Genomic DNA, 12,051 nt, shown 5'->3' on the forward strand with positions numbered 1-12,051 from the left:
AACGAATCAAATCGACGTATTGCCGTGCATTTCGGCACCGTCACGCGTCGTTCGCCGCTACGATTCTTTTCGGGCAACGTTGATTTCAAGGGGGGAGCGTTCATGAAGTTTCTCATTGTGCGTATCGCTGGTGCGGTCGCTGCGGCAACGGTTTCGATGGGGGTGTTCGGCTCCGGTGTTGCGTCTGCGGATCCCTATGCCGGACAAACGTATGCCGATGCCAAGGCGACCATTGCGCAATATCACCAGACGCCGGTGATAGCGACAGTGAGCGGAGACCGGTTGGCCACTGACGACTGCATTGTCGTCAGCTCCTCGAAATCGAGTTTCCTCGATTCCAGCGGCGGCACCCGGGGCAACGAAGTCCTGATCAACCTGAACTGCAACGAGGGCGTTGCTGCACCCGGAAAGCCGGGGAACTCGGCGATGTCGCCAGCCGGCCAGGCGGCAAAGAAGGAGCAGAAGGCGGCGACCAACATCAGCAAGGACCCGTCGTACTGCCAGCAGAGCGACGAAGTCCTCGCCTGGTGTCACGAGCTCTGCACGAAGACGGGACTGTGCGAGGTCTAGCAGTCCCGGCTTGCGAGCAGCGTGACGAAATCCGCCAGCTGCCTTTCGGATTCAGCGAGGGCCCGCAGATACGCCTGTCTGGATTCACGAGAGTCGGCGGTTGAGGCGCCAGCGTCGACGAGTACCGGCAGCGTTTCCTCGACGAACGAATCCACACTTCCTGCGAGCACGCCCGGACTGCCCTCCAGCTGCTCCGATATCGACCCCCACCGGGCTGTCACGCATACGGCGCCGGCCGCCATCGCCTCGTAGAGCACCAACGGCATCGATTCGTGGGCGTAGCGCGATGGAAAGACGAAGTGTGTGATGTCCTCGAAGAAGTCGCGTTTCGCCTGGCCGGTCAGCAGCCCCCGGTACTCGAACAGTTCACCCAGTTCTCGCGCGGCGCGATCGAGGTGTCGGCGTGACTGCCCATCGACGGTGGGACCGCCGACGACGAGCCGAACCCGGGTCCCGGACTGATGAAGCGCCGATGCGAGATCGACGACTTCGGCGATCCCCTTCTCGAGATACAGATTGCTCAGATGGCCGAGGACGAGCTCAACGCCGTCGGCCTTGAGTGGTAGCTCCAGCAGCGTTCTATCAACCAACCCGGCGTTGCCGATGACCAGCGATCGACGAAGCTCTGGCATGACGGCCCTCAGCTCGCTCGCCATGGACTTCGACAAGACGATGTGGTGTGCGCGCGGTCCGGCGGCGCGTGTCAGCGCCACCATTCGGGGCTTGCGTTCTCGGACATAGGTATACGAGTGGTGATGCAGGAATACTCGCACCCCCGCTAGCCGCGCCAGGCCAGCTGCGGCTGTGGTCAGCCACATCCCTTGTCCGGCCTTGACTGCGATGTACACCGCATCCGAGCGCGGGATCGACCACCACGCACTGGCGGATCTGCGGAGTTTGACAACTGGACGGAGCCAGCTGACGGCGTCTCCTGCGCTGATGTCCGCGATTCGCATCCGGGTGAAGTGCGGCCTGAGTTCGGAGACCATGTGGCACATCACCATCGATTGCCCGTCTATGGGCGGAGGCATCGGACCGATCAGGGTGAGCCGCACGTCGCTCACGTTGTGAAGAAGACCGAGTCGGCTTGCAGCAGCTGACCCGAATTCGGGTCGGCGAACACCGGATCCAGGCCCATGAGCGTCATCCCAAGACTCTCAGCGCGGTCCAGTCCCTCGCGGTATGTCATCGCCCCGTCGTAGAGCGGCACTAGCGACAGCTCCAGTTGCAGCCCGACGATCGCACCGTCTGCAAACAGGCTCGAGGCGCCGTCCAACACCGCCCGTTCATACCCTTGGACATCGATCTTCAAGAACGTTCGGCTGTTCGAACCCACACCCAACTCGGGGAGCAGCGTGTCGAGCCGTTCTTGGCTGACCGTCTCGGTACCTACGTAGCGTGAGTTTGGCTCCACGTCCGTGTGAGATTCCAGCATTGGCAGTACTGAGCTAGACAGACCGGCGTTGCCGGAGACGTTGATCGTCACCTCGCTCTTGGCATCGCCGACCGCGCACTGCAGCGCGTCCCAGTTGGCGTCGGCACTTGCCTTGCGGCGAAGCGACTCGAACGGTTCCTGCAGCGGCTCGAAAGAGATGATGCGGCCGGCATACCCGAGTCCGCGGATGGCGGTCGCGAACCCGCCATCGTTGGCGCCGACGTCCACCACACAGTTCACTCGATGGTGCTCGAGCAGTTTGGCCGTGCGCGCCAGCGGGTCGTGCAGTGGGAAGCGAACAACGTCAATCCCGAAGCGGTGGAGCAAGTGTCGCATTTCGTGCTTCAATCTCATGAGCAGCTGAGGGCGCGGTGCCCACTGCATGGACCCGCATCCCCATTCCCCCCTTCGAGCTCGTAGATCTGTTCTGCTCCACGCCGTCTGGAGTATGTGGGCGACGGTACGGTGCCGCGCGGGTCGGCGCAGCGATGTTGCCGACAAGATCCCCTCACGCTGAAACCTCGCGGGTGAATATGGCCCGCACCGTGGTCCGCGGGACGAGTCCAAACCACGCCGCGGCGCCTGCGAGCAGAAGCCAGCCCACCGCGAGTCCAGCCGTGACGAGGGGTGTACCGCCTTGGGCCATCGGCCCGATGCCGAACGAGAGTGCGAGGAGCGCCCCGCCCAGAATGACTGGTTGCCAAGGCACCGCCGACCCGGGGATCGACCGTGCCACGAACAGTGGGTACGCCACGTTGCTGGCCAACCGCAGGACGATCACGGCGATGAATGCGACAGCGAGGTTGTGCGTGAGGGCAAAGGCGACGCAACCGGCGACGATCCCGCCGGCGCTACTGACCAGCCCGACAAGGACTTTCGGCGCGATGCGCATCGTGACATCGAGGATCTGCCCGTCCATCCGGATGAGTGCCAACTGCAGGCCGCATACGACGAGCAGCGTGTTCAGCATTGTGCCGAGATACTGATCACCGCCGACCCAGAGCGTGACGATTGCGCCGTTGAAGGCCAGAACGGCACCACTGCCCAGCACGGCGACCCCGACTACGAGGTGGCGGACCGACCTCGTGCGTTCGGCCGCGGCACTGTGATCCGCTGCGCCGAGTTGGGAACCGAGCGTTGGCATGAACCCACTCGCCGTCACGAGTGCGATCGTGAGGACGAACTGCATCACATAGGTGGTGAACGTGTATTGGGTTACGGCCACGGCACCCAACATGACACTGGTGACCACGAGCTCGGAGGCAAGGAAGAGTTTGTCCACGACGACCCAGCCGAGTGTCCATGCGCTGTACCCGAGGACCCGCCGCAAGTCCGGCGCGGTCGGTCGCGAAATGCCCCACCAGGGGATGGCGCGTTTGGCGACAATCAAAGTGAGCGCAGCGTTGGCGACCGCGGCGACAAGGACGATTACTGCCAGCGACCACAAGGGCCAGCCGGAAACGGCCGCGACGATCATTGCACCGTTGCTCGCGATGACGACGGCTGTCGTGACGAGCATTGACTTGTAGCCCTGATTCACGCCGGTGAGCACCGAGTCCGGCACGGCAAGCAGTCCGGCCAGCACGGTGTTGGCCGCAAGGATTGCCGCGGTGGCGTAGGCCATCGACCGTGCATCGTCGGGGATGCCCTTGATGAGCAGTGGGACCGCGACGGTGACGACTGCGGCCACCAGAGCCGCCGCCGGAAGCCATCGAAACCATACGATGATCGCGGCCCCGACATCGCGCCGTCTTTCCTGGTCCGTCAGCGTGATCCGGCTGGCCACGATCCACTTGAGAGCTTGAGAGGCTCTGCCGTCTGCCACTGTCGCGAAGTCGAGGTAGCGCTGTAGTGATTTCCAGACGCCGAACATGAGCGGCCCGAGCGCGCCGAGGAGGAGCGGGTTGACGACAAACCCGACTGCAGCCATGACGACGAAGTTCAGGTAGTACGTAGCAAAGTTGCGACGCGTGCCAGAGTCCACTACCGGAGCATCCTTCTGGCTCTGTTGGCCTTGGCCCGGTCGATGACCTCAGCAAACGCATCGACGTACGCGGCTACGACTTGCTCGGGTGTCGAGGCCGCTAGTACGCCCCTGGCATGCGCGTAAAGGCGCTCTCCTTGCGTCGGACCATGTGCCCACGCCTGCGCGATGACGCCCACGGCCTCATCCGGAGGCGAGTCGAGGCGCACGTAGTACGGGTAGTCGTGTCCCAACAGCGCGCGGTGCTCTGGGATGTCAGATACGACGGCTGGAAGACCTGCGGCAACAGCTTCCATGACGACGTTTGGCATGCCCTCGTGCCGGCTGAAGGACAGCAGCAAGCGAGCAGCTGACATCAACTTCGGGACGTCTCTACGAAAGCCCAGCAGGTCGACCCGGTTGGCGACGCCGCCGTCTTCCGCGATCCGCACCACTTCGCCCGTTTCGGCACCCTGGCCGACGATGACGAGCCTGGCCTGTGGGTGCATGACAGCGAACCGCGAAAACGCCGAAGTCATTGCGCCGACGTTCTTCTGCGGCTCAAGGCGGCCGACGAAGAGGCACTCGGTCGAGTCCGTCCTGTCAACGCTCGCTCCGGAAGGAGCTCCGCCGTCGAGCACCATATTGGGAATCACACGCACTGGTGAACGTGGCGTGAGTGAGTCCCAAAGTTGTTTGCCCGGTGGCGAGTTCGCGATGATCGCGGCGGCGCCGCGGCGTCCGAACCGCTTCCTGACGTTGTAGACGGGCTCGTCAGGGTAGGTAGATCCGCGCTCCGTGATGATCCAGGGCACTCCACGGACGATGCGGGTCGCCACGTACGACCAAATGTCGGCGGGGTGCAGCCAAGAGATCAACACGTCAGGACGCACACGCCGCAGTGTGGGCACTACGAACGCGAGTGCTGCCGGGCTGGCGAAATTGCGCACCTCGGTGCGATGCACGCTGAGCCCGGACACATCGAGGCTGTCTTCATGCTCCCCGGAGCCGAGGAGAATGAGATGGACTTCAACCGCTGAATCGTGCTGAAGCGCGTTGAGTAGCGCGATGCATTGACGCTGCGCCCCTCCGTCACCAAGATTCGCAACGAAGAAACAGACTCTCATCGGTGACTTTCGTGGACCGCTCCGCATCTATTCCCCAAGAAAGGCAGGAGTCACGACCGTGGCCGAACGCTATCTATGCTGCCGAGCTGCCGCTCGAAATATTGTCCACCGAGGTCACGCTTGACCAGCGTCGCGCGCGGCTGCACATACAGACCTGGTTCCGACAGGTTGCCCGCAATTGTTGCTCCCATTCCAACGACGATGCGATCCCCAACATATGTCCCGGGTGCTGCTTGCACATTGGATGAGAGCAAACAAAAGTCGCCAATCTCGATGCCGTCGTATGTCTGATCCGAGGTGACCCATGAAATACCGTGGGTAAGGAATGTCGATCGCTCACCGGCGATCGTGGTGTAGGCGCCTACGCGAACACCGCCGGTGCAGTCAACGTAGTGTCGAGAAGTGATCGAAGAATGCGGGCCCAACTCAAAGCTGCCCGGCCCGCCCGCTTGCCGCATGTGGTGAGAGGCGGTCACAAAATTCCATTGGCCAAATTGTGCACCTTCCCCAAGTTCGAATCGCGCTAGATTCCGGAAGACGTTGAAGGGCCCGATTTTGACGTCATCGCCAAGCTGTGCCCCATCTAGTCGGAGCATCAGACACGGGCCTATTTCGACGCTTTGGCCGACGTCCCAACCGAGCAGACGGAGCGCGGCATTCTTGAACCGGCTTGCCGGAAGCAGCGCGATGAAGAACACGAGAATCGATCGCACATTCACATTCGTCCCTCCTGACAGGGTGATTCCGACGGTACCGCAGATCCGAGGGATGGACTTGTCAACAACGCTTTAGTAATCGATCGCACGCGTGGCGATTTGTATTCGGGCCGCAATCTGTGCGAGGCGGGCTGGCAATCGGATGCGCCGGGTTTGTGACATGAGGGCGGCACATTCGCAGCACGGCATCAAACGTTTCAGATCCCACCCGTCAGCTGGGCGGACCATCGAAGGGTCGAGATGGGGGCAGGGTCTTCGCCCACATGGTTAGAAATCGGGGGTACCGGGCGGTGCCTGCCGCGCTGTTTGCGTAGTGCTCGACCATGACGACATTGCCCCGGGCGCGGGTAGCTCCGATGGTTGTGGCCGGAAGACCAACCGCCGCAAGGCCGGTCGCAACCTCGGCGTCGCTGAGCGTGACGTACCTGGTGCCGGTCGCCGCGTCGTTCCCTGGCAAGTACAGGTATCCCATGCCGCTGTCGACGTCGAGATAGACCGCGGTCTCCCAGACCGCCACGCCGTCGGAAGCGGGCGGGGTGAACCTGCCGACCTTCACGGCCTTGAGATGGTCCGCCTTTGCGCCGCCACCGTCGCTGACCCACCACTGCCACTCGCTGGTGATGGTGTCGATGACTATGTGACCAGGAGTCTTTGGCACTGCCTTCCCAGTCCCGGATTCATAGAAGCCAGCCCATGCCGCTAGGCACATCACGCCGGAGGTTGATGACCCGTCCCTGCTGTCGACCGTCCAGGTAGTGCCGAAGGCGCGGCATTCGCCGTCGAGCCGGGCCTGATAGTAATTCGCGAAGGCACCGGATTCGGGCAGTGTGCCGTGGACGAGTTCGCCGCCAACGATCCGTGGCTTGCGGGTCGGTTTCCAGGCGTCCTGGACGTAGTCGACCGGCTGCCCGGTGTCGAGCTCAGCAGGTGGCTCACCGTCCGGTTTGGTTCTGAAATCTACGAAGGCATCCGCTCCGGACAACGACGTTTGCGCGGCACGCTCGTTGCCGTACGCGACGGTCAACGCCGACACCGAAGCGACGGACAGGCCCAACAGACCCAGACGGCGGATCGCCTGCCGCCTGGAAAGCAGCCCGCCACCATGATCGGGGGCGAATTCCTCAGCGGCATAACGACATAGCGATATCCTCGCATCGAGCAATCGGGTGCGCGCCATTGCTCAGAGCGCCGGCACCGGGAGTAGGGGCTGGTGATCCTCCACGGCCCAAACGGTGTCGAAGTCGAATACGACGCCAGCGGGCAAATCCGTGGGCTTGGCGAACTCCTGCCAGAACACGCGATCACCCAGCAACCCGACGGTGGACACCTGCATGGTGGTTTCAGCGTCCGGCACCCGCACGGTCACCGCAGTGTCGGTCGCTTCGATCTCGAACTGGTACGCACGATCCAGCTCGAGTGGCGGTGCGAAATCTCGTTGTGCCATGGAGGAGAAGACGCCATTGGCGCGTCGCACCGACAGGTCCCACCGCGCGCGGTTGGCCGTGAAGAGCACGACGTCGGAGAACAGGTGGTCATTCGCTGTAATCGCCATGGCGAGCGTGGTTTCGGCGCCCGGTCGAGTTTGTGCCCAATGCCCCACGGCGCCCATGCGGCGTACCGTGCTGCGAAGTTGCCGTACGGCGGCGACGATGCTGTCGCCGCCGTATGTGAAGGAACCATCCTTGATGAACCCGTCGGTGGCTGGCGGCAGCGGGAAGCTGCCCAGGTAGCTGCCGCGCAGATCCCAGCCCTCGCCTAGGCCGAAGGTGGAATTGGGGCGGTTGAAGTCGTCGACGAACGACGCCTCCGTCGGCAGCGGGGGCAATGGAGGCGGGGTTGTGGTGAACGGCGTGGTCGACGGTGGCCGGTACTTGGATTCGTACGCGGGCGGCTCATGGTTGCACGAAGTGAGGATGCTGGTCACTACGACTGCGGTTGCTGCGGCCCACGACCTGATCCATTTACGCTCCCCCATGCCAAGGAATGGTAGTTGTTGTCCAGCATCCATTCTCGACGATTCGATATGCGTGCAGCGCTGCCTGCTGGCCATTCGGGATGCGGCGTAGTAAGAATTCCTCATGCCGTTGCCGTCCTTCAACGAAAGTGGCCGCGACGTAAAGCTGAGCCCGCTAACGGAGCCGAGCGATCCCGGCCCGACCATAGCCGCGTGGCTATCACGAGTTTCCGAGGGACACGACCGCTCGTCGCTTCGGGTGCTCGACGTCGGCTGCGGGAGGGGCGACACCGTTGCGTGGCTCTTGGAGCAGGGGTTCGATGCGTACGGGATCGACGTGCGCCCCGAGTACATCGACAATGGCCGCGACTACCTTGGGCCCGACCGGTTGGCCGTGCTCGACGGCACGGTGTACCCGTATCCCGACGACCACTTCCACATCGTGATTTCCGATCAGGTCTTTGAACACGTTTCCGACTTGGAACAGCTCGCAAGACAGGTCGCACGAACCACGAAAGCCGGTGGTGTCGGCTTGCACGTATTTCCTGCGAAGTGGGCCTTCATCGAGCCGCACCTCTTCACTCCGCTTGTCCATTGGTTGCCGAAGGGCAGAGTGCGGCGCAGCGCGATACGGCTTGCCCTTCGCGTCGGTTGGGCGGCACCGTACTTCACGGAGTGGACGCTGGAAGAGCGAACGAAGATCTTCTCGGACTACAGCGACCAAGAGACGTTCTATCGGCGGCCCGCCGTTATCCGGCACGCCCTGGAGTCGGCCGGACTGGCGGTCGACCATAGGGAGGTATCCACGGAGCGAGCGCTTCTCAAGCTCGGGAATCCGCGATTGCCCGCGCCAGTCGATCGGCTCGTTGGCTGGGCATACCGCAACACCCGGATGATGTATCTGACAACTGCCAAAATTGGCATCTGAAGCTTTGCGAACGCACGCATTTCGACGATTCAAGCCGTGTCGCTCGACCTGGACCTAGCTGCGACCAGGGCGCGCAGACGCCGCCGGACCGGGATGTCGATCGAGTACGAGATGACTGTTGCAAGTGCAATGGCAGTGGCAGCGGCAATTGCCGTAGCGCCCAACTGAGGTATGCCCAGTGGTACTAGCGCAAGCAGAATTACGTACCCGATGTTTTGGTGCACGAGGTAGACGGGGTACGAGAGTTCACCGAGGTAGTCAGAGGTAGGGCGTAAGCGCTCGGGCAGTTTCACATAGATTGCGCCAACCGTAAGTAGCGTAGCGACGGTCAGCGGCGGCACCACCGACAAGTCGCCTGGCGCAACGATGATGAGCGCGGTCACGATGACTGCGATCGGCAGTAACCAACGCCCAGTGTCGTTGCCGATGTTCAGGGCAATGCCGATCAGAAACACCGGCATCCAGTATGCGATGCCTGCTAGCACGTCGATTGCTGCGTTGCCGTTGAACAGGAAGCCCACCGTTCGCACGGTCAGAGCCACGGCGAGCCACGCGAACAGCGTGACGAATATGAAGCGGTCGGCGAGTGCACGTGTGCGGGCGAGCAGTGCGATTGCTACGTAGAAGGTCAACTCGATCGCCAGTGTCCAATAGGCACCATCAACGTAGGGGATTCCGAAGAATCCCTCGAGCATCGTCAGATTCATCAGCGCAACGGGTGCGGACGTCTCTCGACCGGGCAACCCGAACACCAGCACTACGGTGAACGTGAGAATGACCGCGACCCAATATGCGGGATAGAGCCGAATGGCTCGGTTGGCGAAGAATCGGCGCGTCGCAGTGCCCCGCACTGAATTGAAGATCACGAAGCCCGAGATGATGAAGAAGAGTTGCACACCGTATCGGCCCCAGTCGAGCCACGGATGCCGTTGCCCGAGTTCGGAGTACAGACTCGGTCCGCGGTCGAGATAGTGGTATGCGACAACCGCGAGTGCCGCGAGCCCACGTAGCCCGTCGAGTGCCCACAAGCGGCGTCGTTCCGCCATTACCGCGCCCTTCTGCCCAAGCGCACTAGGGAGTCCAACGGACTGCGTCCACGCGACTCAAGGTAGCCACCGCTGCCGCGCGTAGAAGGCCTTGTTGTTCAGGGAGAATCGCCACTTTTGGAGATGCCCCAGAATCGGCGCACGTAGCGCAATGGGTAGCGCGTTGACTGACCGCTTGGCTCTGTGCCGCCATGCAGGCATCGCCCGACCTCCCTGCGGAGCATCCCAGAGCGCGACGTAGTCACTCTGCAGCGGTGGTGTCGCAAACATCGGCGCATCGCGAATCTTCTTGGCTTCCACCATCATCATGACGGGCTTCTTGTTGAGCAGGCCGACTCGTTGACGGACCTCGTCGGGATCGACCACCTTGTAGACCGTCCGCTTCTTGTTCAACTCCACCGACGGGTAGTCCGCTTCATAAAGCAGGACGTTCTCGATGGCAAATCCGTTGTCCTCCGAGAACACGCGAAACATCAACTCCGGGCTGAACTGATAGAACCCGTGACCCATGAGGTTGTTGGCCGGTGTATTGACGAAAATCGTGCCGCTGACCTTGAGCATATTGGCGAGATTCGCGAACGCAGTGGGGACGTTGAAGATGTGTTCCAGAGACCCACCATCGATGACCGCGTCATATTGACCGTGCCACGCCTCGGGTACGGGGGTGTTCATGTCGTGGATGGTGTCTGCACCTTCGTACGACGACGCGTCGAGGACGGTGATGGACGTCGCGCCAAGGAAGTCGCGCAGAAATCCGTCGACGTAATCCTCCCAGCGGTGCCCATCGAGCGGGGTGACTGTCGAGTCAAATGCTTCTCGGTAGGAATCACGAAAATAATCCGCTTCCGACGGGAACAGCCGCAAGGCTTGGTGGCCCAGGGTGAGCACCCGATCGAAGTGGACGCCACGGCATTTGGCATCCCACATCATCCTCGCCCCGAGGTAGCTGATCCCCATAGACACGAAATCTTGCCACGAGGAGGGCGAAGTGAGGTTCCCAAAAGCGATGGACCGCGGTCTCATTCCTTCCCGAGTGCGGAATCTAGGCTGCCCACGGTAATTGCGGCAAACCGCGCACTGCATTACTAGTCGGCCGGGACCCTCGGAATGTACGCAGCCGGTGCCGAACAGCAACTCCCGATGACGAAGTGGCGTCGAAAGGCATTGGCAGCGCGTGCATGTCAGTGGCTATTTTCTGAATTGATCCCACGGCGTTGGCCTACGCCTATGCCATTTCCTGTGTAGGGTTGCTCCCATTGAAACCCTCCGGCAACCGAGGTCTGAGCGTTCGGTCTAGGCGGGGTTCCACGTGGCCGAGTCGTTCTCGGTGACTTGGAGGGGGAGTCCGGGATGCATGCCTTGGTAACCGGTGCCGCAGGATTTGTCGGGTCACACCTAACCAAACGCCTGCTCGACGAAGGCCATGACGTAATAGGCCTCGATTCGTTTACCGATTACTATGATGTTGGGCTCAAGCGGGCGAACGCCGACGCCGCAATTCGCGCCGGGGCAATTTTCATCGAGGGTGATCTCAACGTCATCGAATTGAATGGCATCCTCGATGGTGTCGACGTGATCTTCCACCTCGCCGGCCAGCCTGGGGTCCGGTCGTCCTGGGGGACGGAATTCTCGACGTACACCTACTGCAACATCGAAGCCACTCAACGGCTTTTGGAAGCGAGTAGACGTAGTCGCACGCTCCGCCGCCTGGTGTACGCGTCGTCATCTTCGGTGTACGGCGATGCGGAGCGGTACCCGACGAGTGAGCGCGACCGCCCGCAGCCGCTCAGCCCGTACGGCGTGACCAAGCTTGCGGCCGAGCACCTTTGCGGTCTCTACGCCGCGAGCTTCGGAGTGCCGACGGTATCTCTGCGCTACTTCACGGTCTATGGGCCCGGTCAACGCCCCGACATGGCGTTCACTCGCTTCGCCAAGGCGGCGTTGCGGGGCGACGAGATCACGGTTTACGGCTCGGGAGAGCAGATACGTGACTTCACCTTCGTCGATGACGTGGTCGAGGCGAACCTGCGCGCCGCAACGCGCGACGTGTTCCCTGGCACTGTTCTGAACGTCGCGGGCGGTTCCCACACTTCGGTCAATGAGGTCCTGCAAGTCTTCGAAGAGCTTGCCGGTTCAAAGCTTTCGGTCACACGCGTCGAAGCCATCGCAGGCGATGTCCAAAGGACGGGCGGCGACACCGCAGCCATCCGCTCGGTGTTGGGATGGCAACCGACGGTGAGTCTGCGGGAAGGAATCGCACGCCAATTCGACTGGGCAGCAGAGTTGGTGTCGTCATCTTGATTGCGACGCTC

General features: G+C 62.1%; 12 protein-coding genes. 3 read left to right on the plus strand and 9 right to left on the minus strand.

Translation table 11 applies throughout. The features are described 5' to 3' along the window. The first annotated feature begins 24 nt into the window (after positions 1 to 24). Positions 25 to 570: a hypothetical protein gene (locus SLQ33_RS10245; RefSeq protein WP_319453706.1), complete on the plus strand. Its 546-nt coding sequence runs from the start codon at positions 25 to 27 to the stop codon at positions 568 to 570. On the opposite strand, the gene SLQ33_RS10250 is transcribed toward SLQ33_RS10245, so the two are convergent. The 7 genes from SLQ33_RS10250 to SLQ33_RS10280 form a co-directional block, all read right to left on the minus strand. After that, positions 567 to 1,634: a glycosyltransferase family 4 protein gene (locus tag SLQ33_RS10250; protein ID WP_319453707.1), complete on the minus strand. Its 1,068-nt coding sequence runs from the start codon at positions 1,632 to 1,634 to the stop codon at positions 567 to 569. The genes SLQ33_RS10245 and SLQ33_RS10250 overlap by 4 nt on opposite strands. Further along, a complete protein-coding gene (locus SLQ33_RS10255; protein ID WP_319453708.1) occupies positions 1,631 to 2,341 on the minus strand; it encodes an FkbM family methyltransferase in 711 nt (236 codons plus the stop codon). Before SLQ33_RS10255 ends, SLQ33_RS10250 begins: the two co-directional genes overlap by 4 nt. A gap of 172 nt (positions 2,342 to 2,513) precedes the next feature. Beyond that, a complete protein-coding gene (locus SLQ33_RS10260) occupies positions 2,514 to 3,989 on the minus strand; it encodes a hypothetical protein (protein ID WP_319453709.1) in 1,476 nt (491 codons plus the stop codon). Next, the gene (locus SLQ33_RS10265) at positions 3,989 to 5,122 is read right to left on the minus strand and encodes a glycosyltransferase (protein WP_319453710.1); all 1,134 of its coding nucleotides are present in this window, start codon (positions 5,120 to 5,122) and stop codon (positions 3,989 to 3,991) included. Before SLQ33_RS10265 ends, SLQ33_RS10260 begins: the two co-directional genes overlap by 1 nt. 23 nt (positions 5,123 to 5,145) lie before the next feature. Beyond that, a complete protein-coding gene (locus tag SLQ33_RS10270; RefSeq protein ID WP_319453711.1) occupies positions 5,146 to 5,793 on the minus strand; it encodes a hypothetical protein in 648 nt (215 codons plus the stop codon). Between the two features lie 229 nt (positions 5,794 to 6,022). Next, entirely contained in the window at positions 6,023 to 6,988 is a 966-nt protein-coding gene (locus SLQ33_RS10275; RefSeq protein WP_413467621.1) for a hypothetical protein, read from the minus strand. A 3-nt stretch (positions 6,989 to 6,991) separates the two neighbouring features. Next, positions 6,992 to 7,786 carry a hypothetical protein gene (locus tag SLQ33_RS10280; protein ID WP_319453713.1) on the minus strand — a complete coding sequence of 265 codons (795 nt, stop codon included), beginning with the start codon at positions 7,784 to 7,786 and terminating at the stop codon, positions 6,992 to 6,994. A gap of 103 nt (positions 7,787 to 7,889) precedes the next feature. On the opposite strand from SLQ33_RS10280, the gene SLQ33_RS10285 reads away from it, so the two are divergent. Next, positions 7,890 to 8,693: a class I SAM-dependent methyltransferase gene (locus tag SLQ33_RS10285; protein WP_319453714.1), complete on the plus strand. Its 804-nt coding sequence runs from the start codon at positions 7,890 to 7,892 to the stop codon at positions 8,691 to 8,693. A gap of 29 nt (positions 8,694 to 8,722) precedes the next feature. On the opposite strand, the gene SLQ33_RS10290 is transcribed toward SLQ33_RS10285, so the two are convergent. Together SLQ33_RS10290 and SLQ33_RS10295 are read right to left on the minus strand one after the other, a co-directional pair. Further along, positions 8,723 to 9,739 (minus strand): acyltransferase, encoded by a 1,017-nt coding sequence (locus SLQ33_RS10290; protein ID WP_319453715.1) that lies wholly within the window; start codon positions 9,737 to 9,739, stop codon positions 8,723 to 8,725. A 57-nt stretch (positions 9,740 to 9,796) separates the two neighbouring features. Beyond that, positions 9,797 to 10,627, minus strand: coding sequence for a hypothetical protein (locus tag SLQ33_RS10295; protein WP_319453716.1), 831 nt, complete (start codon positions 10,625 to 10,627; stop codon positions 9,797 to 9,799). 462 nt (positions 10,628 to 11,089) lie between these two features. Here SLQ33_RS10295 and SLQ33_RS10300 point away from each other — a divergent pair, with 462 nt between their 5' ends. Beyond that, a complete protein-coding gene (locus SLQ33_RS10300; RefSeq protein WP_319453717.1) occupies positions 11,090 to 12,040 on the plus strand; it encodes an NAD-dependent epimerase/dehydratase family protein in 951 nt (316 codons plus the stop codon). The last annotated feature ends 11 nt before the right edge of the window (positions 12,041 to 12,051 follow it).

Source organism: Mycobacterium sp. RTGN6, from assembly GCF_033804605.1.
In the GTDB taxonomy this organism is placed as follows: Bacteria; Actinomycetota; Actinomycetes; order Mycobacteriales; family Mycobacteriaceae; genus Mycobacterium.

Excerpts from the sequence above, each read along its gene's own strand:
- SLQ33_RS10300 (WP_319453717.1), top strand. The coding sequence starts at position 11,090 with ATGCATGCCTTGGTAACCGGTGCCGCAGGATTTGTCGGGTCACACCTA.
- SLQ33_RS10290 (WP_319453715.1), bottom strand. The coding sequence starts at position 9,739 with ATGGCGGAACGACGCCGCTTGTGGGCACTCGACGGGCTACGTGGGCTC.
- SLQ33_RS10280 (WP_319453713.1), bottom strand. The coding sequence starts at position 7,786 with ATGGGGGAGCGTAAATGGATCAGGTCGTGGGCCGCAGCAACCGCAGTC.
- SLQ33_RS10285 (WP_319453714.1), top strand. The coding sequence starts at position 7,890 with ATGCCGTTGCCGTCCTTCAACGAAAGTGGCCGCGACGTAAAGCTGAGC.
- SLQ33_RS10265 (WP_319453710.1), bottom strand. The coding sequence starts at position 5,122 with ATGCGGAGCGGTCCACGAAAGTCACCGATGAGAGTCTGTTTCTTCGTT.
- SLQ33_RS10255 (WP_319453708.1), bottom strand. The coding sequence starts at position 2,341 with ATGCGACACTTGCTCCACCGCTTCGGGATTGACGTTGTTCGCTTCCCA.
- SLQ33_RS10275 (WP_413467621.1), bottom strand. The coding sequence starts at position 6,988 with ATGGCGCGCACCCGATTGCTCGATGCGAGGATATCGCTATGTCGTTAT.